At 39.5% G+C, this 24,575-nt stretch carries 19 protein-coding genes and 1 rRNA gene; 13 read left to right on the forward strand and 7 right to left on the reverse strand.

All coding sequences use genetic code 11. The features are described from left to right. Positions 1–86 (forward strand): 5S ribosomal RNA (rrf, locus tag H8B06_RS18015); the annotation flags it as partial. Positions 87–185: 99 nt separating this feature from the next. Next, on the forward strand, positions 186–1,136 hold the full coding sequence (locus tag H8B06_RS18020; RefSeq protein ID WP_190995601.1) for a TIGR01212 family radical SAM protein: 951 nt from the start codon (positions 186–188) through the stop codon (positions 1,134–1,136). Between the two features lie 35 nt (positions 1,137–1,171). On the opposite strand, the gene H8B06_RS18025 is transcribed toward H8B06_RS18020, so the two are convergent. Next, the gene (locus H8B06_RS18025; RefSeq protein WP_190995602.1) at positions 1,172–1,639 is read right to left on the reverse strand and encodes a pyrophosphohydrolase domain-containing protein; all 468 of its coding nucleotides are present in this window, start codon (positions 1,637–1,639) and stop codon (positions 1,172–1,174) included. Between the two features lie 49 nt (positions 1,640–1,688). Then, entirely contained in the window at positions 1,689–2,837 is a 1,149-nt protein-coding gene (locus H8B06_RS18030) for a pseudouridine synthase (protein WP_190995603.1), read from the reverse strand. A gap of 292 nt (positions 2,838–3,129) precedes the next feature. Here H8B06_RS18030 and H8B06_RS18035 point away from each other — a divergent pair, with 292 nt between their 5' ends. The 7 genes from H8B06_RS18035 to H8B06_RS18065 all read left to right on the forward strand — a co-directional run bounded on the left by H8B06_RS18035 (position 3,130) and on the right by H8B06_RS18065 (position 9,873). After that, a complete protein-coding gene (locus tag H8B06_RS18035) occupies positions 3,130–3,891 on the forward strand; it encodes a lytic transglycosylase domain-containing protein (RefSeq protein WP_223857766.1) in 762 nt (253 codons plus the stop codon). A 180-nt stretch (positions 3,892–4,071) separates the two neighbouring features. After that, positions 4,072–6,216 (forward strand): cytochrome-c oxidase, cbb3-type subunit I, encoded by a 2,145-nt coding sequence (gene ccoN, locus H8B06_RS18040; protein WP_190995605.1) that lies wholly within the window; start codon positions 4,072–4,074, stop codon positions 6,214–6,216. A gap of 11 nt (positions 6,217–6,227) precedes the next feature. Continuing rightward, a complete protein-coding gene (locus H8B06_RS18045; protein ID WP_130139505.1) occupies positions 6,228–6,422 on the forward strand; it encodes a hypothetical protein in 195 nt (64 codons plus the stop codon). Between the two features lie 6 nt (positions 6,423–6,428). After that, a complete protein-coding gene (locus H8B06_RS18050) occupies positions 6,429–7,319 on the forward strand; it encodes a cbb3-type cytochrome c oxidase N-terminal domain-containing protein (protein ID WP_190995606.1) in 891 nt (296 codons plus the stop codon). A gap of 36 nt (positions 7,320–7,355) precedes the next feature. Then, positions 7,356–8,747: a cytochrome c oxidase accessory protein CcoG gene (gene ccoG, locus H8B06_RS18055; RefSeq protein WP_190995607.1), complete on the forward strand. Its 1,392-nt coding sequence runs from the start codon at positions 7,356–7,358 to the stop codon at positions 8,745–8,747. 8 nt (positions 8,748–8,755) lie between these two features. Continuing rightward, a complete protein-coding gene (locus tag H8B06_RS18060) occupies positions 8,756–9,178 on the forward strand; it encodes a FixH family protein (RefSeq protein ID WP_130139508.1) in 423 nt (140 codons plus the stop codon). Between the two features lie 2 nt (positions 9,179–9,180). Continuing rightward, complete coding sequence (locus H8B06_RS18065; RefSeq protein ID WP_190995608.1) at positions 9,181–9,873, forward strand: sulfite exporter TauE/SafE family protein; 693 nt, start codon at positions 9,181–9,183, stop codon at positions 9,871–9,873. A gap of 11 nt (positions 9,874–9,884) precedes the next feature. Here H8B06_RS18065 and H8B06_RS18070 read toward each other — a convergent pair whose 3' ends face one another. The 3 genes from H8B06_RS18070 to H8B06_RS18080 all read right to left on the reverse strand — a co-directional run bounded on the left by H8B06_RS18070 (position 9,885) and on the right by H8B06_RS18080 (position 15,745). Beyond that, on the reverse strand, positions 9,885–11,357 hold the full coding sequence (locus H8B06_RS18070) for an efflux transporter outer membrane subunit (protein ID WP_223857767.1): 1,473 nt from the start codon (positions 11,355–11,357) through the stop codon (positions 9,885–9,887). Between the two features lie 12 nt (positions 11,358–11,369). Then, a complete protein-coding gene (locus H8B06_RS18075) occupies positions 11,370–14,528 on the reverse strand; it encodes an efflux RND transporter permease subunit (protein ID WP_190995610.1) in 3,159 nt (1,052 codons plus the stop codon). Positions 14,529–14,590: 62 nt separating this feature from the next. Further along, positions 14,591–15,745 carry an efflux RND transporter periplasmic adaptor subunit gene (locus H8B06_RS18080; protein WP_190995611.1) on the reverse strand — a complete coding sequence of 385 codons (1,155 nt, stop codon included), beginning with the start codon at positions 15,743–15,745 and terminating at the stop codon, positions 14,591–14,593. 173 nt (positions 15,746–15,918) lie between these two features. Between H8B06_RS18080 and cls the strand changes: the two genes are divergently transcribed. From cls to H8B06_RS18095, 3 genes are all read left to right on the forward strand, one after another. Continuing rightward, complete coding sequence (cls, locus tag H8B06_RS18085) at positions 15,919–17,397, forward strand: cardiolipin synthase (protein WP_190995612.1); 1,479 nt, start codon at positions 15,919–15,921, stop codon at positions 17,395–17,397. Between the two features lie 79 nt (positions 17,398–17,476). After that, the gene (locus tag H8B06_RS18090) at positions 17,477–20,197 is read left to right on the forward strand and encodes a carboxypeptidase regulatory-like domain-containing protein (RefSeq protein ID WP_190995613.1); all 2,721 of its coding nucleotides are present in this window, start codon (positions 17,477–17,479) and stop codon (positions 20,195–20,197) included. A 45-nt stretch (positions 20,198–20,242) separates the two neighbouring features. Beyond that, complete coding sequence (locus H8B06_RS18095) at positions 20,243–21,118, forward strand: glycerophosphodiester phosphodiesterase family protein (protein WP_190995614.1); 876 nt, start codon at positions 20,243–20,245, stop codon at positions 21,116–21,118. Between the two features lie 7 nt (positions 21,119–21,125). Here the strand turns inward: H8B06_RS18095 and H8B06_RS18100 are convergent, their stop codons facing one another. Then, the gene (locus H8B06_RS18100; protein WP_190995615.1) at positions 21,126–22,067 is read right to left on the reverse strand and encodes a YihY/virulence factor BrkB family protein; all 942 of its coding nucleotides are present in this window, start codon (positions 22,065–22,067) and stop codon (positions 21,126–21,128) included. A gap of 16 nt (positions 22,068–22,083) precedes the next feature. Next, on the reverse strand, positions 22,084–23,844 hold the full coding sequence (locus H8B06_RS18105; RefSeq protein ID WP_190995616.1) for an AMP-dependent synthetase/ligase: 1,761 nt from the start codon (positions 23,842–23,844) through the stop codon (positions 22,084–22,086). A gap of 175 nt (positions 23,845–24,019) precedes the next feature. On the opposite strand from H8B06_RS18105, the gene H8B06_RS18110 reads away from it, so the two are divergent. Continuing rightward, on the forward strand, positions 24,020–24,547 hold the full coding sequence (locus tag H8B06_RS18110; RefSeq protein WP_190995617.1) for a hypothetical protein: 528 nt from the start codon (positions 24,020–24,022) through the stop codon (positions 24,545–24,547). Positions 24,548–24,575: the final 28 nt, after the last annotated feature.

Below are 24,575 nucleotides of genomic sequence, written 5' to 3' on the forward strand. Positions count from 1 at the left end.
CCTCTTCCCATTCCGAACAGAGCAGTCAAGCCCGCCAGAGCCGATGGTACTGCCGTAAAAGGTGGGAGAGTAGGTCGGTGCCGGTTTTTATACGGAGCCCCTGCAGTATAACTGCAGGGGCTTTTTTTGTTTGTGAGGGGCAAACTTCACACATTACTCGCTACTAATTACTACCTTTGCAGAAGATGGGGACTTTACTAGACAACGGTATCAAACCGTATAATCATTATGGAGCATACTTAAAAGAGAAGTATGATGGGCAACGAGTGTTTAAGGTTATTGTAGATGGGAATTTCACTTGTCCTAACCGGGATGGAACAAAAGGTTATGGTGGCTGTACGTATTGCAATGTAGATTCGTTTACTCCCGATACCGCCCGTAAAATACCCTCTATACAGGAGCAGGTGCAGAATGGCATAACACGAGCACGAAATTCCTATGGAGCGGAAAAATTTATTATTTATTTTCAACCTAACACCAATACCTACGCACCTACGCATTTGCTAAAAATGATGTATGACGAAGCTTTAAGTATAGATTCCGAAAATACATTAGGTTTGTCTGTGGGAACTCGTCCGGATTGTTTGGACTTTGAGAAAATCGCCTTGTTAGAATCTTATACTGACCGTTTTGATGTTGATTTGGAAATGGGAATGGAGTCTATTTATAATGATACGTTAGAACAGATCAATAGAGGTTGTTCACATGACGAATTTCTGGCCACGATGCATATGCTTCAAAATACAAAACTGGATTTATGTGTACATACAATTTTCGGTTTTCCTTGGGAGACGGAAGAAATGATGCTTCGGTATGCGGAGGAAATTAATAAACACCCTCAAATAAAGTTTATCAAATTACACCATCTTCATATTGTCGAAGGATCCATTATGGGGGTAAAATATAAGAGGGAACCGTTTAAGTTGTTTTCTATAGAGGAATACACGGATTTCTTGGCAAAATTCATGCCCTTGTTACGTCCTGATATTATCATTCAGCGCATTTTTGGTATTGCAGATAAAGAACTGTTGATTGCACCTAATTGGGGATTTCCAAAATCAAAAATACAAACACATATTGATAAAGGTTTAGAAAGCCGAGGGGTGAAGCAAGGTAGTAAATATATTGGAAATTAAATGGGGCTAAAAATATTTAGCCCCAGATCTATCTTCTATTTTTCAAGAATTGCTTTCAAGTTGGCAGGTGAATAATTGACCGATTTTAAAGTCTTATTATCTCCCTCTCTATACACTAAAAACATGCCGTCGATTTCTTTATAATAAGAATTAACGCCTTTAGTGGAGTAATGGGCTTGGGTCGCCTTTGCTTCTTCCTCTGTTTTACACGCTTTGCTCATGTTCGAGCGCTGTACTTCTTCAAATAACGCATTGAATTTATCTTTTAACCCAAATTCTAATACAGCACCTGAGAGCACATATTGAATATCGCATAGTGCATCAGCTATTTCTACAATATCTTTGTCTTCAATAGCTTCTTGCAATTCCTTTAATTCTTCAGCGATTAAAGAAACCCGTAAGTTGCAGCGTATCTCAGACGGAATGGTTGGTTCCTCCAGGATAGGATGTTGAAAGGTTTTATGAAATTCAGCTACGGAAGTCAGTGTTTTAGGATCTGTCATATTTTAAAGTCAAAAGTTAAAAACCAAAATTGTCTAAAAATGGAGGAGTTTATTTAATGAAATGTTTTAACTGTATAAGTTCTTTCTCTTCCAAATATCTCCATCTCCCACGTGGCAAATCTTTCTTTGTTAGATTAGCATAAACTACGCGATCTAATTTAATAACTTCATAACCCAATGATTCAAAAATACGTCTTACAACCCTGTTTTTGCCAGAATGGATTTGGATACCAATTTCATTTCTACTTCCTCCTTGTACATAGCTTATATCGTCAGGTTTGATGACTCCATCTTCTAATTCAATGCCAAATTGGATTTTATTGAAATCACCCTGTGTTAAATTTTTGTCCAACTCTACATGATATATTTTACTAATATTGTTTCGCGGATGGGAAAGCTTTTCTGCGAGTGCACCGTCGTTAGTAAGCAATAACAAGCCTGTAGTATTTCTATCTAAGCGTCCTATCGGATAGATCCGTTCCTTTGTGGCTTTTGCCACAAGTTGCATAACGGTTCTACGTTCTTGCGGATCATCGGTAGTCGTAATAAAATCTTTGGGTTTGTTTAAAAGCACATAAACCATTTTTTCGCGTTTTAAGCGCTCGCCATTATACCTTATCTCATCCTTTGCCGGATCTACTTTAGTTCCTAATTCTGTTACCACTTCACCGTTCACGGATACCACGCCGGACTCAATTAGTTCATCTGCTTTGCGGCGTGAGCATACACCAGCATTGGATATATAACGATTTAATCGGATTAAACCATCATCTTTAGGTTCCGCACTAGCAATTTTCTTTCTAGGGTAGGATGGTCTATATGTGTCTTTATTTTTGTATTTGTCTTTCGTTTTATTTTCGCCATCGAACCGATCAAACGATTTTTTACCTGACTTATCAAATTTGTTGGAACCACGATAGTTTCCTTTTTCGTCCTTTGAAAAAGGACGGTCTGTATTCTTCTTTAGTTTATCGAATTTATTAAAAGAGCGACTGGAATCATCTTTTTTATTCTTTTTTTCAAACTTGCTAAAGGGATTTGATTTCTTGCTATCTTCTTCTTCAAATCTGGATTTTCTAAATTCATTCGTTGAAGACGACCGTGTTGAGCGACCATTTTTTGAGCGGAAGTTTTCGGAGTTACTTCTACTTTTTTTGGAGTTGTCGTCGCGACTGTTCCTTTTGTTATTGAATGGCATATTTGTAAAGTTTAGCTACAAAGGTAGTATTTTTATCTGGTTCATAGAAAAAAATAATATTATCAAAAGATGTATTGTCATAGCATAGACCACGTTTTTGTGTTTACAAAGCATCTTCGTTCGATTATAACGGTTTGGAAAATTAGGGGAACCTTTGTATATTTGCAGGCTTAAATTGAACCAAGCTATCTTGATCGCTTTTAAGTATTGATCTTAATTTCGTGGATGGGTAGCAGTAAGGGATTGAATGATAAAAAAAAGAGTACTGTGTAGCAGTATAGTATTGTCTGTAATGATTTTGTCAAAGCTATACTCCACGCCAAACTCAACGTCCAAAGAGGATCCTATACGGAAGGCCTTGTTGGAGCAGGTTGAGAAACAAAAAAAAGCGATAGCCTTATCGCCTGAGAGACAAAAGGAAGCATATTATCGCTCCGTAATGTTTGCTAATGAGCAGGTTCCTCTACACAACCCTTCAGTAGAGAAAAAATTTGAGAGATATCTAGCAAACTTTTCTTTCCGAAAGCAACAATCTTATGATTTGCATAAAAAAGCAGCAGCGCATTTACCGCAGATAGCAGCTATTTTAAAATCGTACGGGATTCCAGAGGATTTTAAATATGTTCCACTTGTGGAAAGTGACATGAATCCTCGGATAACGTCCCATAAAGGAGCAGGTGGTTACTGGCAATTTATGCCCGCTACCGCACGGCTTTATGGCTTGAAAGTTAATGGCAGTGTGGATGAACGTAAGGATTTGATCAAATCTACACACGCCGCAGCACGTTATTTAAAAAGCCTATATAAAGAATTTAATGATTGGACGTTGGTAGCCGCGGCCTATAATGTAGGTGGTGGCAGCTTAAAGAATACTATACGTCGTCAGGGAACAAAGGATTATTATAATTTACACTTGAATAGAGAAACAGGTTCTTATGTTTATAAGCTAGTCTCAATGAAACAGGTTATAGAGAATCCTAACAAACATGGATATAAACGCTATGCGCAAACATATGATAGATATCAACACACGAATGAACGAAATTTGCTATAATCTATAGATTAAGTGATAATACGAAGAAAGACTTTCCTTTTTGGAAGGTCTTTTTTTGTTTACACGCTCTATTATTTAGAAAAAGTAAAGAGTGATAAATGTCACTTTTTTATAAAAGATGTATCATTACAGTGTCATAAAAAAAAGGCTACCTTTACCTCCGAAATCAACTATTAGAGTATGCAGGTAGAGCAATTTAATTATGACAACAAGATTGTGCGAAACTTTGGGATCGCAACAATTATTTGGGGATTGGTGGGCATGTCCATCGGTTTACTCATCGCCACGCAATTGATTTGGCCCGAGATGAACTTTCTAAATCAGTACACGACATTCGGTAGAGTACGCCCCGTACACACAAATGCGGTTGTTTTTGCTTTCGTTGGGAACGCAATTTTTATGGGGGTATATTACTCCATGCAACGTGTTCTAAAGGCAAGAATGTTCAGTGATTTGTTGAGCAAAATCCATTTTTGGAGCTGGCAATTAGTTATTGTTGCTTCTGCAGTTACTTTATTGCTAGGTTATACTTCCTCGCACGAATATGCAGAAATGGAATGGCCAATTGACATTGCTATTACCTTGGTTTGGGTGGTATTTGGAATAAATATGTTCGGTACAATCATCAAACGCCGTGAACGTCACATGTATGTAGCGGTTTGGTTTTATATAGCCACTTTTGTAACGGTGGCTGTATTGCATATTGTAAATTCTATTCAGCTTCCGGTAAGCTTATGGAAAAGTTACTATGTCTATGCAGGTGTGCAGGACGCTTTGGTGCAGTGGTGGTATGGGCATAATGCAGTTGCTTTTTTCTTGACTACACCTTATTTAGGTATGATGTATTACTTCTTACCTAAAATGGCTAACCGTCCTGTATACTCATATAAATTGAGTATCCTTCACTTTTGGTCTTTGATATTTATTTATATCTGGGCAGGACCTCACCACCTTCTTTATACCTCATTACCATCATGGGTGCAGTCGTTGGGGGTTGTATTTTCCATTATGTTGATTGCGCCGAGCTGGGGGGGGATGATCAACGGATTATTAACATTACGCGGAGCTTGGGATAAAGTGCGTACAGAACCCACGCTTAAGTTTATGGTGGTTGCGTTGACAGCCTACGGTATGGCAACCTTCGAGGGGCCCTTATTATCGTTAAAACAAGTAAATGCGATCGCACACTTTACAGACTGGATTGTGGCACACGTACACGTAGGTGCATTAGGATGGAACGGTTTCTTAACATTTGCTGTTTTGTATTTTATCATTCCGAAAATTTATAAAACACCGTTATATTCGAAAAAACTAGCGAATGTCCACTTCTGGATCGGTACATTGGGGATTTTATTTTACGCTATCCCGATGTATTGGGCCGCTGTAGTACAGGGACTGATGTGGAAAGAGTTTACGCCGGAAGGTGTATTGAAATATCCAAATTTCTTAGCTACCACCTTGGAGATTCTTCCGATGCATATGATGCGTGCTGTAGGTGGTGCGTTGTATTTAACAGGTGTCATCATTATGACGTACAACTTGATTAAGACAATGAAAGCTGGGAAATTGGTTGCCAACGAAGCTGCTGAGGCACCAGCTTTAGAGCCTGTGGTAACAAGAGAACCTGCTCCGCACCGTCGTTTAGAACGTAAACCTGTTCTATTCATGGTATTGGCTTTGGTTGCTATTCTTATTGGGGGCATCGTGGAAATGATTCCGACGTTTACAATTAGTAGTAATGTGCCTAAAATAGCGTCTGTACAACCCTATACCGCACTTGAGCTTCAAGGACGTGATCTATACATCCGAGAAGGCTGTGTTAACTGTCATTCGCAAACGGTTCGACCATTCCGTTCGGAGACTGCTCGTTATGGTGAGTATAGTAAAGCTGGAGAGTTTGTTTACGATATGCCGTTCCTATGGGGATCTAAACGTACCGGACCGGATTTGCATCGTCTCGGCGGCAAGTATCCGAATAAATGGCATTTTGACCATTTGTTGGATCCAACTATTACGTCTCCCGGAAGTATTATGCCAGCTTATCCGTGGCTAATCGAGCAAACATTGGATAACAGCCTTTTGGATAAGAAGATGAATGCTATGCGTGTATTAGGTGTGCCTTATTCAGAAGAGGAGATCCAAAATGCTTTTACAAATTTGCAAAAACAAGCGGATGAAATAACAGCGGATCTAGCGGCAAATCAAGTGGAAGTTCGGTCTGATAGCGAAATTATTGCCGTGATAGCTTATTTACAACGTTTAGGGAAGGATATCAAGGCTGAAGCACCGCAAGCAGCTGATGAAATTGTATTGTCAGATAATTAAAAGGAGGACTTATGTTTAAGCAGATAACAAATTTAAATGGAGATGAGATTTATTTAATAGCATCGTTGTGGGTCTTTCTGGTATTCTTTGTACTTGTGGCTTGTATGTTATTTTGGATGAAAAAAGATCACATCGATCACATGAAAGATATTCCTTTTGACGATGGGGAGTCGGAAAAGGAAAATGACCAATCATTGCAGAAATAGAGATTTATGAATACATTATTATTAACAGCCGATACCACTGCGACAGCATCCGAATGGGCTTTTGGATCGGGAAATATATACAACGATATTCTTATTGTCGCCCTTATCGTCGTCATGATAGCTCTTTTGGCCTCAGCATTGGTCGTCAATAAGGCCATGAAATCAATTATTAATTTAACTATGCCACAGTTGGCGACCGAGCAACAGGTAAAAAAAGCCAAAAAGATTAACTGGCAGGCTATCGCGGCCAAATTATTGAGCTTGAGACCAATAGAAGAGGAAAAAGACTTGGAAATTGAGCATGAATACGATGGTATCAAAGAATTGGATAATCCTGTTCCGGCATGGTTTAATGCACTCTTTTATTCTACGATTACTTTTGGTGTAGTTTACTTGCTTGTTTACCATGTTTTTGGATGGGGACCTAATCAAGACCAAGAGTATCAACGAGAAATGGCATTGGCGGAAAAGGCGAAACAGGAATTTTTAGCGCAATCAGCTAATCTAATCGACGAAAGCACGATAGAAATAGATGCTACCGGCACATTGGCAGCATCGGGAAAGGCAATCTATATGGCGAATTGTGCCGTTTGTCATGGAAATGCGGGCGAAGGTGGAATAGGTCCCAACTTAACGGACGAATATTGGCTACATGGCGGCGATATTAAAGATGTCTTCGCTGTGGTGAAATATGGTGTTCCAGAGAAAGGAATGGTACCTTGGGAGCAAACATTAACACCAGGACAGATTGCGGAGGTAAGTAATTATATTATCACATTGGCTGGTACTAATCCACCGAATCCGAAAGACCCACAAGGAGAAAAAGTGGCTCCGAAAGCCAATGTCGAAACTACTGATGCTTCAGCAGAGCAGGTAACTGCGGAAAATGAGGTATAAATGAATACAAATGCTATAATTTTTATTTAAATAATCATGGGAACAGTGGTAGATGGAAATAGTGCCCGTACAAATTCAGGGAAAGAAAAGCGTCAATGGATTTACGCCAAAAAGCCCGGTGGCAAGTTGTACAACTATAGGCAGTGGGTAGGATATTCTTTACTACTGTTCCTTTTTATAGCCCCATTTATTAAGATAAATGGCAATCCGTTTCTAATGTTCAATATCATTGAACGAAAATTTTCCATTTTCGGTTCCGTTTTCTATCCACAAGATTTACACATTTTTGTTTTTGGTATGTTGATTATGATGGTGGGTATCGTTCTTTTTACAGCAGTTTATGGTAGAGTTTGGTGTGGGTGGACATGCCCACAAACCATTTTCATGGAACTGATATTCCGACGTATAGAATATCTTATTGAGGGTGATTGGATACAACAGCGGAAATTAAATGAGGGACCTGATTCTGATGCCAGAGCTTGGAAAAAGGTATTGAAGCACACGATTTTCTTGGCCATATCTTTTTTTATATCGAATATATTCTTGGCTTATATTATTGGTGTTGATGCGTTGTACAAAATTATGACTGATCCCGTGGATCAACATATCATTGGCTTTGCGTCCATTATTGTGTTTACCCTTGCTTTTTACGCCGTATTTGCTTATGTACGCGAAATTGTCTGTACAACGTTATGCCCCTATGGTAGGCTGCAAGGTGTATTGCTCGATGAAAAAAGTTTGACGGTAGCATATGATGTGAACCGTGGAGAACCCAGAGGGAAGTTGAAAAAAAATGATACGGAGCAAGGGGACTGTATCGACTGTAAACTTTGTATACACGTATGCCCAACAGGTATCGATATTCGTAATGGCACACAGCTGGAATGCGTTAATTGTACAGCTTGTATTGACGCGTGTGATACTGTTATGGATAAAATAGGAAAACCAAAACGTCTTATCGGTTTTTATTCTATGGACGATCTATCTGAAGAGGGGAAAACAGGTAAGAAAAATAATACGCGTGCGATAGCTTATTCTGCTATACTAGTGGTGTTGACCATCGTATTTGGTTTTTTGTTGTTTAGCCGTTCGGAGATAGACGGACGCTTATTGCGTGCAACGGGAAGTTCTTATCAGCTCCGGGAAGATGGAAAGGTGAGCAATTTATATACGTTGGAGCTATTAAATAAATCTGGAAAAGATATTAAATTTGATATTGAAAGTGTTGACGACAGGATTAACGTGCAAATGGTGAATAATATTCATGACTTGAAAAAGGAGGGAAGTGCAAAACTGAGCTTTTTCCTGTTGATGGACAAGGGAGAAATAGCGCAATATAAACAGAATGTCAAGGTGAACATCATTTCTGATGGAAAAGTAAAGGAGACTTTAAAAACAACCTTTATAGCTCCTCCAAGTAAAAAATAAGGATTAACATGAACTGGGGATTAAAGATCATATTAGGATTGGGGACTTTTATCGTATTTATTGTGAGTGCGGGAATATATATGGTGACTAAGAATACGGATACGTTGGAAGATGAGGATTACTATGAAAGAAGTTTATCCTATGATGAGGTTTACCAGCGGAAGCAGAATTTATTAAATGATAATGCCCGCCCAACAGTTAGCGTTAAAAACGATACATTGTATATTACCTTTAGCGAACCATATAATCGAGGCAACCTTATCTTTAAGCGACCATCCGATAGCATGTTGGATATGTCATTACCATTTGTAACGGAAAGTCAGCATTACAGAATACCTGTGGGTAGCTTTACCAAAGGTAGTTGGCGACTGGAAATTTCTTGGCAACAAGGCGGAACACCTTATACTTCCGATCATAATTTATATTTTTAATAATGACCTATCACTATTTTGCATTTTTTATGGGACTTTTTGGTAGTGTACATTGTGCCGTTATGTGTGGTCCGCTATTGCTCGCTATAAATGGCCAAATGGGCTTGTCGTGGAAAGTGGTTTTTAATCGGTTACTTTATCAAATAGGGCGTATTCTTACTTATGGTATAATGGGACTTTTTTTGGGAATCTTAGGAAGTATGGCTGTCGTACAAGGATGGCAAAGAGGATTAAGTATCGTCGTAGGTATTGGGCTCGTAATAATCGGTATGTTTTATGTCTTTGGGAAAAACACGCAAGCGTTAACTCGTTTTCAAACAAAGGCAGTCCAACCGTTTGCGAGATATATGGGACGATGGCTTTATAGGCCCGGAGGCTCTTTTGTAGCTGGAATATTAAATGGTATTTTGCCTTGTGGTATGGTTTATATGGCTTTAGCATCAGCCATGAACGCTGATTCGTTAACAAACAGTTTTCTTTTTATGGTGCTTTTTGGTTTAGGAACATTGCCCTTGCTCTTTGTTTTCTCTTTTGCTGGAAGCTTTTCCAAACCCATTTTTAAACGTGGATTTAACCGTGTAATACCTTTTCTTTATTTAATCATGGGCATTTGGTTCATTTTGAGAGGAGCGAACCTAGATATCCCTTATCTAAGTCCGCTACTACATGTAGATGGAGCAATTAATTGTGCTTAACCACTATCTAATTATTCCACGGTTTCCGTTGTTTCCTGCCATCCGCCACCGAGTGCTCTATATAAATCTACATAAGCTTCCAATTGTTTCTGTCTGATATCGACCAGTGCTAACTCACTAGAGAGCGCGTTGCTTTGGGCAGTGATTACTTCGAGATAAGTCGCATAATCACTCATAAACAACAACGATGCATTTCTAACGGCTAATTCAGAATTTTCCACTCTTCTTCTCGTCAATTCAATTTGCTCTTTCTGCTTTTCTACCGTAATAACCGCATTGGATACTTCGTGTACAGCTTCCATGACCGTTTTCTGCAGCTCCAATTCGGTCTTTTCACGTTCTATTTTAGCAACTTCCCATTGATTCTTTAATCGCCCATTTCTAAAAATAGGGGTGGTCAATCCGCCGGCAAATCCACCGAGTAACGCTCCGGGAATATTATACCAGTTTTTAGGTAACATAGCGTTTGTACCAAGAACACCGCTAAGCGAAAGCTGTGGATACCGCATAATCTGTCGTAAATTCATTTCCGCATTAGCAGCAATGAGTGCATATTCCGCACGTTTTATGTCTGGTCGATTCCTAATAATTTCGAGAGGAGCACCTAGCGTAATGCTGTTTTCCGTGTTCATTAAGCTGTCTATTTTAAAGCCTCTAGTTACGACATTTGGCATTTCACCTATCAAAACATTGAGTGCATTTTCCTGTAAGGCGATTTCTTTCTCCAATTCGGGGATCAATGACGCGGCAACTAGTCGCTGTGATTCCGTTTGCTGGATGGCTAATGCGGTGATCTCTCCGGCGTCATACTGTAACCGGATCATACGTAATGTACTGTCGTTAAGTAGTAAGTTACGTTTAGCGACCTCGATCTGAGCATCTAACATAATCAGGTTAAAATAACCTTTCGCAACGTCTGCGATTAATCTGGTTTGAATAGCATTTTTTGCTTCGTAGGAATCGAGAAAATCTGATTTTAAGGCATCTTGCTGATGGGCAATCCTGCCCCATATATCCAGTTCCCAGCTAAACTCTAAGCCCGCACTAAATTGTGATTGGTATTGAAATAGATTATCGGGAGCCTCTTCTCCACTTTCGCTATACCACTTTGAAGACGGGTTGCTATAAAAATCCTTAGAACGAAATTGCCTATTTACGGTAGCAATATTACCATCTACAGAAGGAAGGTATTCTAGCTTGTTTTGTCTCAGATTACGATTGGCGATTTCAATATTCTTTAAAGCTGTTCGCATATCGTAATTGTTTACCAGTGCCGTATCAATAAGTGCGATCAGCTGTGGATCATTGAAAAAATCACGCCAGGAAACCTGTGCGAAGGCAATCGTATCCTGTTGATAGGTCAGTGTATCCCCCCGAAAATTTTCGGGAAGATTTAGTTCCGGTTGGACATATCGCTTACCGACTTTGCATGCAGATAAGCTGACCAATACTGCCGTAATATATACCAGTTGTTTCAGTGTCATAAGTTTCATGCGTTATTCGTCAGAAGATTTAAGTTTTTCCCTTACTTTTTCATCTAGTGCCTTAAAGACCATAAACAAGACCGGGATGATAAATATACCAAATATCACACCAGATAGCATGCCACCTGCAGCGCTAAAGCTGATCGAGTGATTTCCGATAGCGGAAGGACCAACGGTCCACATTAAAGGGACTAGACCAGCGACGAAAGCAAGGGAAGTCATGAGTATGGGGCGGAGACGTAATTTTGCGCCCATGATGGCAGCGTCGTAAATACTTAAGCCTTTATTTCGCTGTTGTATGGCAAACTCAACAATAAGGATTGCATTTTTTGCTAATAACCCGATTAACATAATCAATCCGACTTGTACATAAATGTTGTTTTGTAAACCTACTATCCAAATCGTGGAGAATACACCAATTAATCCTACGGGAACCGACAGTAAGACCGCCCATGGAAGAATATAGCTTTCATATTGTGCTGCTAAAAGGAAGTAGATAAAGATGAACGAGAGTCCAAAAATAAGGATGGTCTGTGAGCCAGCCTGACTTTCTTCATAAGCCATTCCCGTCCACTCATAACCATAATTGGCGGGTAGTTCTGCGATAGCAAGTTGTTCAATAGCTTCCATAGCGTCTCCTGTACTGTAACCGGTAGCAGGTGTGGCATTTACAGTAATCGAGTTATATAGATTATACCGTGAAACAGATTCCGGGCCGATAACTTTATTTAGTGTCATTAATGTTCCTACAGGTACCATTCTACCGTCTTTATTTCGGACAAAAATTGAGTTTAGTGATTCTGGATCCGTTCGAAAATCAAAATCGGCTTGTAAATATACCCTATACGTTCTGCCGAAACGGTTAAAATCTCCACCATTCACACGAGCGAAGTATAGCCGAATGGTACTCATCATTTCCCGAATGTCAACGCCCAAACTTTTTGCTTTGACGACATCGATATCCGCTTCAAACTGTGGGAAATTAGATTTAAACGTTGTATATGCATTGCCTACTTCTGGTAGATTATTGATCTGACGAATAAACGTATCCGCTACGAGATCAAAGTCGCGAATATCTCCCCCCAAACGATCTTGCAATACCAGTTCTAATCCGGCAAATTCACCGAAACCTTGTACGGTAGGTCGAGGAAAGACCGTAAATGTGGCTTCATCTATTTGGGACAAGTCGTTTCGGATAGTGTCCATAAAGGCATTGATGGATTTAATGTCTGTTCGCTCTTTATGTGATTTTAGGTTGATATAACCTGCTGCAAATGCAGGGCTAGCTCCTCCATCCAATGCGTTGAAGCCTGATACAGTTGTCATACCCGCTATATCTTCTCGTTTCTTTAAGATACTATCTGCTTTGCGCAATACAGCGGTAGTTCTGGATAACGAAGCGCCAGGGGGCATAGCCAACGAATAAGTTACAAAACTGTCGTCTTCTGTAGGGATAAAGCTTCGCGGTGTGTTCATCAAGAAGACTGCTCCAATAAGGGTGATGACAACTAACCCTAAAAAAGCTATTTTTTTATGATTTAACAGATACTTTACACCAGCAAGATATTTGGTGGTGAATTTATCAAAAGCTGTATTGAAGGCTGTGAAGAACCTTGTTTTATACTTTTGAAAAGTATTTAGTTTTTTCTCCTCCTCTATTTGTTGGGGATGTACAGGTTTTAGCAACAGTGCACATAAAGCAGGGGAGAGTGTTAGCGCATTCACAGCAGATATTAATATCGCTGTTGCTAGGGTATAAGCAAATTGTTGATAGAAAATACCTGCCGGACCTTGCATAAAGCCCACTGGGAGGAATACCGCTGCCATAACCATCGTAATGGATAGAATAGCACTTGTGATCTCGGACATGGTTTGGATGGTGGCTTCTTTTGCTTTCAAACCTGTCTCATGCATTTTTTGGTGAACGGCCTCAACGACTACAATGGCATCGTCAACCACGATACCAATAGCGAGAACGAGTGCAAACATCGTGAGTACATTCAACGAGAAACCAAAAAGACTTAGAAAGAAAAACGTACCGACGAGGGATACCGGAATGGCAATAGCGGGTATCAATGTGGAGCGGAAATCTTGTAAGAAAATAAATACAATGATAAATACCAAAATAAAGGCTTCAAAAAGTGTATGCTTTACTTGGTTGATAGATTCGTCTATTTGATCCCGTACACTATATGATATTTCGTAATGCATCCCTTTTGGAAAAGCTACCGATATCTCCTCTAGTACTTTTCGTACTTCTTGGTCGATCGCGTGCGCGTTCGAACCACTGGTTTGTGTAATATTAAGGGTTAAACCAGGATAACCGTTCACCTTATTGTCGCTATTTAAGTTTGTTGCGCCAAACTCAATACGTGCAATATCTTTTAGATAGAGGACAGACCCATCAATATTTGTCTTGATGACCATATTTTCGAATTCTTCCGGTTGCGAAAAACGTCCTTTATGTCGGATAACTGTTTCGAAAACCTCATCGGTAGCCTCCCCAAACTTGCCGGGGGCCATCTCGAAGTTCTGGTCACTTAAAGCCTTTGTGATATCCTGTGGTACTAAATTATATAGTGCTAATTTTTCGGGATTCAACCAAACACGCATGGAATAGTCCCGCGCACCAATTCTAGCTACCTGTGCCACGCCGTCTACCCGTAAAAGCGGGCGGATCATATTGATCTGTGCATATGCCTGCAAGAAGGTCTCGTCATAAATGGAATCTTTATGATCAGAGTATAAATTTATAGTCATGATAGCCCCACTCTGTCTAGGCTGCACGGTTATACCATTCTCGTTTACTTCTGCTGGAATAGTGGATATTGCTCTGGAAATACGGGTTTGTACATTCACCGATGCGATATCAGGATTGGTGCCCGTTTTAAAAAATACTTGTATACTGCCCGATCCCGAGTTGGTGGCTGTAGACCGGATATAGGTCATGTCTTCTACACCATTAATAGCTTCTTCAACAGGTAACAAAACACTCTCTGCTACGGTTTCGGAATTCGCTCCCGGATAGCTCAAGGAGACCACTACACTGGGAGGTGCAATTTCGGGGAACCTACTGATGGGAAGTATCATCATCCCTACTAGGCCCAAAATGACTAAAATTAAGGATACTACGGTGGCTAGCACCGGTCTATTTATGAATGTTTTTAACATTGAATGTACTTTTTAAAATCAATCTGATGAGAGGAGATTGTGGGTGAAGAGAGCATTCGCAATTATTGGGCAATAGGTGTTACGACAGAACCGTCCGTAATTTTATCAATGCCCGAAAGTAATACCCTATCACCGATGTTTAAACCAGAGACAATATAGTTATCTCTACTGGTACCTTCGATTTTAATGGAACGACGTTCCACTTGGTTATTATCATCCAAAGTATACACGAACGTTCTATCTTGCAGTGAACTCGTCGCAACCTGCGGAATTTGGATTACACCTTTTTTTGTTTCTGAAATTTTTAATGTTCCTGTACTACCATTTCTTAAGATATTATCTTCATTCGGAAAAGATGCTCTTAACGATATAGCGCCTGTTGTTCTATCGACCTGACCATCAATGGCGTCTACGATACCTTTCTTCTTGTATTGTTCACCATCCGCAAGAATCAAGGTGGCTTCAGGAAAAACAAGTCTGTTTTTGGAATTTTTGATACCTAGTAAACTATCTTCCCGTGCTTTTATTTTTGAAAAATATAAGAAGTCCGATTCATTCATCGAGAAATAAACATATACTTCCTGCACATCTGACAATACGGTCATCGGTTCTCTGTCACCTTTGGAAACAAGGTTTCCTATTCTTTTCGGAATCCGACCAATATAACCACTAACAGGCGCCGTTAGAATGGTGAATTCTTTGCTAATTTCAGCGTTTCTTACCTCTGCAGCAGCTTGATCGAGTGAGGCTTTGGCCACATCGTAGTCTGACATTACTTTCCGGAGTCTGACTTCCGATATGACATCATTCTCTACTAAAGGTCGTAACCGCTCTACCTCCAATTTCGCATTTTCCAATCTTGCTTTCGCAACATTTTGATTGGCAAGCGCGTTATTAAGACCTTCTTGATAAACCGAAGCATCTATTTTAAATAAATTTTGGCCCTTTTCTACGTATTGGCCCTCGTCCACGTATATTTGTTGCAATATACCCTCAACTTGTGGGCGAATTTCTACATTTACTTTGCCTTCAATGGTTCCTAGGTAATCTTTTACCGTAACCGCATTACTTGTATCAACTGTGTGTACCGGTAAAGCTAGGGGTTTATTCGCCGTATCTTCTGATTTGCTTGTGTTACAATTTGTGAAAGTAGCTACGCCGACTCCCGCCACTAATATGTATGCTATTTGTTTTAATATTGAATTTTTTATGTTCATCTTTTGTATTATATCTTTTACATCTGTCTTTATTTGTAACGGTTTAGTTACAGGTGTATGCAATTATAACGCTTTTTATATACAATAGTTGCTCGTTTAACAATTCTTAACGAATACAATGGTTCGGTTAATTCCGACAAAAAACCTATTTTTATTGGGACATTGATCAATATATGGAATTTACACAAGAATTGCTCCAGTTTTTAAAACAATGGTATTGGATACCTATTGTTTTTTTATATTTGGGAGTACTTAGTACTATTTTAATTGAGAACAGGAATCCTACTAAAACCCTATCTTGGATTTTGGTCATCGTTTTCTTGCCTGTTGTCGGCTTGCTGATTTATTATTTATTCGGACAGAAATTCAATAAAGTTAGACGTCTCAAACGTGTGAATGATGCGCAAATGATGCGTTTGAAGAAAGAATGGCAGCGTTTGGAGCCCTATATGGAACAGAATCTTGTTCGCATCAGTGACCGGATAGGAACGCTCTCGCGGGTGTTTACTTTCTTAAAAAATGAGCGTGTGTCATCACCGACGACGGGAAATAGCGTCAAATTGCTCATCAATGGCGAAGAAAAGTTTCCCGAATTCCTGAAATCCTTGCGTGAAGCCCGTCATTCTATTCATTTAGAATATTATATTTTCGAGGTAGATACAATTGGTAAGGAGGTTTTGTCTCTTTTAGAAGAGAAAGCCAAAGAAGGTGTTTTTGTGCGTTTATTAATTGATAGCTTTGGCTCGCCGGGCTTGGTAAAATATTTATCGCGTAGAAAAGATTTAAGTTTTGAATACCATCATTTTTTTCCGGTAACTTTTACGTCTATGGGGAATAGTAATTACCGAAACCATCGTAAGGTTGCTGTCATTGATGCAGAAATAGGGTATATTGGGGGAATGAACATTTCCGATCGGTATATCAATGATCCTGCCAATAGTACCGCTGTTTTTTGGCGAGACACTTCCGTGAGAATTGAAGGGCCTGCAGTGACTATGCTTCAAATCGGTTTTTGGAATTCTTGGAATTTGGCAGATGGTACACCTTTTCAATTGAGTGAGGGATATCTTCTCCATCAAATGCCGCACATAGAAAAGAAAGGAAGTGCAGCAGTTTCCTTTGTGGAAAGTGATCCGGGGTCGTTAGGGCCTTTTAATATGGAAGCTATTCTTGTGGGGTTGGGGGAGGCCGACAGGAAAATCCAGCTCGTTACACCTTACTATGTGCCGAGTGATGAATTAGCAACGGCTCTAAAGGTTGCAGCGGCATCGGGTTTGGAAGTGGAATTGATGTTGCCCGAGAAATCAGACTCTTTTATCGTGCAGCATGCCAGCCTTTCGTTTATTAAACCTCTTCTAGAACGAGGGGTCAAAGTTTATTTTTATAAGAAAGGCTTTATCCATGCTAAAACAATCAACATTGATGGGAAGCTTTCTTACATCGGAACAGTCAATCTAGATACACGTAGTTTTTATATCAATTATGAAATTGCCGCCGTAATCTCCGATGATACTGTTTGTAGACAATTAGAAGAGCAATTTGAACGTGATAAAGAAGACTGCGAACGCATGACTTTGATAGAATGGAAAAAACGAAACGTATGGAAACGTGGACTTGATTCTGTATGTCGTTTGCTCGCTCCATTGTTATAAGGTGTTAAACATGGGCGCAAAACATACATTTTCAGAAAAAAAATAGATAACTTTAACTCCGCGAAAAAACTGTATATTAATGAAGAAGCTTTTTATTTTCTTATTTATTACCTTTCTCCTATTCGGATCAAGAAATGGATTTGCCCAACAACTACCCGCTATACCTATTAATACAGTGGTAGAGCGCGTACAAAAATATTTTGGGGTGTATCCGGTGGAGAAAGTACATTTACATTTTGATAAACCTTACTACGCTGTTGGAGACACCTTATGGTTTAAAACATATTTACAGCATAATCTATTTGAATATACCCCTAGTAAGATTATTTACGTGGAGATGTTAACGAGCAAGGACTCGTTGATACAAACGCTGCGTATACCTCTTACGGACAATAGTGGAAAAGGACAATTAGTGTTAGATCCACAGTTTATTGCACAAGATAATTATCGTTTTCGGGCATATACAAAATGGATGGCAAATTTTGATAATGCTTATTTCTATAATAAGATTGTGCCGGTGGGGGACGCTATTAATAAGAAATTAGGTGCGGAGATTACATATACACCCGATGGCAACAACAAAACGAAGGCCACAATACAGTTTAGGAATAGAGAAGGTAACTTGTTGGGAAGGCGAAAGCTGACGTGGGAGGCTATTGATGGTTGGGATCCATTTAGTAAAGGGAAAGGGGAGACGGATGATATGGGACGGGTAACCATCAATCTCACCATAAAAGATAAGGAATATCTGAAAAAAGGAAGACTTAATGTAAAAATTGACGGAGATAAATTAGAGCCGGCTTTAGTAGGTAGTTATCCCTTACAGCATGCGTTATGGGATGCTGATGTCCAGTTTTTCCCCGAGGGGGGAGACCTCCTTGCAGGGGTGGCTAAGAAACTAGCTTTTAAAGCAGTTAGCTCTACTGGAAAAGGTATAAAAGTGCAAGGTAAGATCTTGGATAGCAAGAAGAAAGAAGTCGCATCTTTTAATGACATTGCATTTGGTATGGGAGCAATCGACTTTATGCCTATTGCGGGAGAAAGTTATAAGGCGACTGTATCTTTTGAAAATGGAGAGCAACGGACATATGATCTTCCGGAAGTCAAAACAGAAGGGATTAACGTGGTGCTGCACAGTGAAGATGATGCTTCGCTGCAGATGGGGTTAATTGCAAATGACGCCTTTTATGAAAAGATGGCAAATCAGCCGTTCTATGTTTTAGGGCAATCGAATGGTCATTTGGTGTACGCTGCACAGGCTACTTTAAAAAATTCGTCGGTATTGATTAGCCTTCCGAAAGATAAACTCCCCAATGGTATCGTGCAGCTGTCGATTATGCAGCCTGATGGGAAACTGTTGAGCGAACGTTTAGTGTTTAATCAGTCTCAACCATTGCTGAACATAGATGTAAAAACAGATAAATCAACCTATGCAAAAAAAGAAGGTGTAAAGTTGACAATTCAGGTTCCTATCATGGACTCGCTGAAAAGTAATTATTCGGTATCGGTGATTGATGATGTGAAGACACCTTATGACGATGATCAAGAATTGGGGATTTTGAGCAACTATTTACTAACTTCAGATCTTAAGGGATATGTAGAACAACCAAACTATTATTTTAATGAAAAAAATGAAAAGCGAAAGGAATCACTAAATGTGTTGTTAATGACTCAAGGATTTAGACGGTTTTCGTATGATGATTTAATTGCCGAAAAGCTTCCTCAGGTTCAATTTATGCCAGAACAAGGAATTACGCTTTCAGGTATTTTACGGTTAAATACGGGACGTCCTCAGCCTAATGGAGGATTGTTATTATCTATTCCATCGAGAAATATACGGAAGGACGCCTATACAGATAATCAAGGACGATTTGCCTTCGAAAATTTGGTATTCTCCGATTCTTCTAAAGTAACCATAAACGCTCGAGGTAACGATAACTTTAGAAACTTGGTTATCAATATGGACCAGACTTATTTTCCGGGAATCGATCAAGGAAATCCCTATGCAAGTGACAATGTGCAAAATATTGATCAAGAAATGAAGGCTTATCTAAACAATAGTAAGAACGAATATAGAACTTCTATTTTGATAGATGAAGTCCAGGTTACGGGCATTCAGCGGAAAATGGTCACTAGTAAAGAGTTTTCGTCGCTATCTGGATTGTCGATGCCAGAACATCGCATTGAGGGTGAACGTCTTTCGGGTTGTAACGTACTGACCATGTGTTTGACAACCATGTTGACAGGTATCACGTATGATAATCAGACGTTGAAATACCATGTTACAAGGAACTATAATCAGGGGAGTCGAGTGCCGGTTCAGTTCTTCTTAGATGGCATGCCCATCGATGAACCTGCTCTAAATTCTATTATTCCTTCAGAGATTGAGGCTATCGAGATTTTTTTACGGGATGAATTGGGAACGGTCAGCCGTATGTATCAAAATGATGGTGTTGTTTCCATTATGACGAAAAAGAAAGACCAAAGTAAGCAACCACGCATGTCGTTGGCTGAAATTGAAAGTATGTTGCCGAAGACAAATGTGATTGATATGGTCCCTCTTGGTTATGTAAAAGAAAGACAGTTTTATTCACCAAAATACGATACCCCGGATAGTAAAAATACAAACGATTATCGAACGACCATTTATTGGAATCCAGATGTGGTCCTGGGTAACGAGGGCAATGTTACCTTGGATTTTTATAATGGTGATGGCAATGGTAGATATAAGGTGGTTGTGGAAGGACAGGATAATACAGGTACCGCCGGACGAGCTGTATATTATTATAATGTGAAATAAGCTTTGTTATACCTTATTGGTATTAAATCTTTAACTTCATCTCTAATGAAAAGTATGCTGATTACTGTTGCTTTATTAATAAATAGTCTATCCTTTTTAGAAGTAAATGCTCAGAAACTCCATAAACTGAACTTTAACAATATGGAGGAGATGTATGCGTACTTCGAATACGCGCCCGATAAAAAGATTATTAGTGGTCATCGTGGTACAATAGAGAAGGGACTTCCTGAAAATTCTATTGTGGCGATGAAAGCGGTGCTGAAGCATACTCCGGCTATTTTTGAGATCGACCCGCGTCTATCCAAAGACGGTTTGGCGGTTATGGTCCATGATGCAACCTTGGATCGGACAACGACAGGAACAGGGAAAGTCTCCGACTATACTTGGAAAGAGCTTAAAAAATTACGGTTGAAAGACCATCAGGGTAATCCGACTAAATATCGTATCAACACGTTAGACGAAATGATTAAGTGGGCGAAAGGAAAGACCGTCCTCAACCTAGATAAAAAGGATCTGCCTTTGGAGGTAACAGCTGAAATAATCCGGAAGCACAATGCCTATAAATGGGTATGGGTTACGGTACATAATGTAGAACAAGCGAGATTTTACCTGGACAAAAATCCCAATCAATACCTATCTATGCACATAAAGGATGAAAAATCTTTGGAGGAATTTAAAGCTTCCGGTCTACCTTATGATAGAATGATCGTCTATATCGGGCCTGAAATAAAGGAAGCTAACCAAGTGATGTATGATTTCTTTAAATCCAAAGGTGTGATGTGTATGATATCGTCTGCTCCAACGTATTACAAATTACCAACGAAAGAAGAGCGGGCAGAGAAATACCGCGCTATATTCGTCGACGGCGCTGCGGTGCTGGAGTCTGATTTACCTATTGAGGTGAGTGAAGCAATAAACTAAATAAATGTTATTCCAGCTCTTTTACTTCAACCCGAACAGCATACGACCTCGGCCGCACTCCTCGTCCATATTTAATAGCATAATGTTTCGTAAACTCGGCACCAAAATATAAAATAGCCGCGGAATAATACACGAAACTTAGCAAAATTATAATGGAGCCTGCTGCTCCAAACGAGCTTGCGGTAACATTCGAAGATAAATACCAAGAAATAAGTGATTTTCCTAATAAAAAGAGTAAAGCTGTGAAAATCGCACCCCACAATACATCCCGGAAGCGGGTCTTGGCATCAGGAAGAAAAGCAAATACACAAGCAAATAAGGTCGCAATAATTAAAAACGATACACCGGTATTGATTAGATTAATCATCTGGAGATTGATGTTTGGAATATATTCACTCAAAAAATCACCCAATTTGCCCATCAACAGTCCGATTACACTACTGAGGATTAAGGAGACCATAAGGAGAAATCCCAAACCTAAAATCATCGAGAAAGAAAGAAGACGGTCGATAATAATTTTCAACCAACCTTTTTTAGGCTTGACTTTAATATGCCAGATTTCGTTGATGGAATTTTGTATATCGACAAATATCGTTGTAGAAGAAAAAACAAGTACACCGATACCGATGTAAAGTCCGATACTGTTTTTACTATCCAAAGATATTTTTTTAATTGCGTTATCCAACATATTGGTGATATCTGGCCCAAAAAGTTGATTAAGTTCCGTCATGATCTCGTCGCGTGCACCCGTTGGGGAATCCATTTGGCTGCCATAAAAAAAACCTAAAGCCCAGATTAGGATTAAAATTAAGGGACCAATGGAGAATACCGTATAATACGCTAAAGAAGCACTTTTTTTAAGACATTTATCGTTAAGGAAACTATTGATAGTATCTAATAACAATTGTCCAAACCCTTTTAGTTTTTGCCAAGGTGTTTCTTTCTCCATACGTGTAGTTTTTGTTTTAATGTTCGTATAGTTGGTTGATTATAGTCTCTGTATTTTTTAGAATAACTTTTCGTTTCAAACTCAACTTCGGTGTCAGTTCGCCGTTATCGATAGTCCATTCTTTAGGTAGCAATTCAAATTTTTTCACTTTTTCCCACTGTCCGAAACCCATATTTAAGCGATCGATTTCCCGTTGGTATTTTTCGATGACCTGTGAATCTTTAACGATCTCTTCTTTCGAAACAAAAGGTATGCTCTTATGTTTGCACCATTTTTCCAGTTCCTCAAAAGCAGGTACAATAAGTGCTGCAGGAAAACGTTGATTTTCGCCAATGACCATGACCTGTGCGATCAACGTAGATTCCATCAGCTTGTTTTCTAGTGCTTGTGGAGCAACATACTTGCCTCCCGCAGTTTTAAACATTTCTTTTTTCCGGTCGGTGATTTTGAGAAAACCATCGGGTGTAATTTCACCGATGTCGCCGGTATGTAAATAACCTTCTTCATCAATAGCTTCCCGGGTAGCTTCTTCATTTTTATAGTATCCCGGACTAATGCTGGGACCCTTAACGAGGATCTCCCCGTCATCTGCAATTTTTACATCTAGATTCTTCAATACCCTTCCTACAGTACCAAATTTAACGTCGGTATCAACATGGGAGTTGACAGCTATAACGGGCGATGTTTCCGTTAGCCCGTAACCCTCTAATACTTTAATATCTGCAGCCCAGAAGATACGGCCTAATCGTTCTTGGAGAGCAGCACCTCCTGACACGATTAGTTTGATATTGCCCCCGAGCGCATCTCGCCATTTGGAGAAAATCAGTTTTCGGGCTATCGCTAACTTCAAATTATAGAAGAAACTGTTTTTGGGAGGTTCTTGGTATCTATGGCCGAGTTCTACCGCCCAGAAAAATAGCGCTTTTTTTATGCCGGTTAATGTTTTCCCTTTTTCGATTATTTTATCGTACACCTTTTCTAGAACCCGTGGTACAGTGGTGAAAATTTGCGGTTTTACATCATTGATATCGGCTACGATATTATCTAGGTTCTCTGCATAGTAGATTTGGATACCTTTGGAAAGATAGATGTAAACCACCATTCGTTCAAAAATATGACACAGTGGCAGAAAACTTAGTGCGGTAGTGGTGTCTTTTGGGACAAGGTGCTGACAAGCTTCTACATTGCTGATAATGTTTTTATGTGTTAAAAGCACGCCCTTGGGTTTTCCAGTCGTGCCGGAGGTATAAATTAGTGTAAGCAAATCGTTGCCCTGCACCGCATCTCTATAAGGTTGCAGATCAATATCTTGTTGGGTGCCCAGATTAATAAGTTCTTGGTAACCTGGCTTGTTCGGTACATCGTCAAAAGTATAAAGCTCGATGGACAATTGCTGTTCTTGGATAGCTTGTTCTGCTTTTTGCGCCAATTCCGTATTGCTCGCAAAGAGCAATTTTACTTCGGCATTATGAAGGATAAAAGAAAGATCTTGGGCCGATAGCGTGGGATACAATGGAACGATTGCTATTCCAAGCTGATTACAGGCGAAATCTACAATATTCCATTCAGGGCGGTTTCCGGACATTAACGCGACCTTATCCCCCTTTTTTAATCCTTTGGAAAGAAGAGCTTTGCTCAAATTGTTGGTGAGCGTCATAAAACGCTCGCTCGTTACAAGTTGCCATTCTCCATTCCTTTTTCCCGCAACCATACAGGTATTGGTGTCTGTCGATGTATATCCATCTAAGATATCAAACAATCTATTTAGCTTACTCATATGTTGCGTCGTATTATGAGGTTTACAATTTGTTTTTCCCTATACTAAGATAACGTTTTATCCATAAAAGTGCGAATATCATACCAAACTTAACGGAAAATGATAACAGAATTTAACTTTTGAACGTTTAAATAAAATATTACTTTTGACGTACGTAAAACTTAGTATAATATTCATGAAGAAAGCAAATTGGCTGTTATTGACATTAGGGATTATTTTATTTTCATTTGATACATCATGGGCGCAATTGAATAGCCAGCATGCTGTGGGGGGGCGTTTTGGAAGCGCCACAGGGTTTAGTTACCGTTATACGTTGTCAGATGATAGGGCCGTAGAAGGAATTCTCAGTATACAGAGCAATTCTAAATCAAGACGCTTCCGAATGGTAGGGCTTTATCAGTATCATAAACCGTTGGCAGAGAATTTTACTTGGTTCTATGGATTTGGGGGGAGTGTGGGAAGTTTTCGATACAAATCTGAGGTTACGCAGACAACGAATCCAGATGGTTCCGTTACAACGAGACGTACCGACCCGAAATCGGAGCTAGCGTTGAGTATAGATGGTATCGTTGGTATAGAATATAATATCCCGACTACACCACTTTCTGTTTCGCTGGATGTTAAGCCGTATTTTGACTTTTTACAAGAGAGCTCCATACGGCTAATCGATCCGTTTGGTCTGACTATTCGTTATAAATTTTAGCGTAGAGTTTAAAGGTATGCGTGCTGGA

The sequence above is a fragment of the Sphingobacterium micropteri genome (assembly GCF_014692515.1).
Taxonomy (GTDB): domain Bacteria; phylum Bacteroidota; class Bacteroidia; order Sphingobacteriales; family Sphingobacteriaceae; genus Sphingobacterium; species Sphingobacterium micropteri.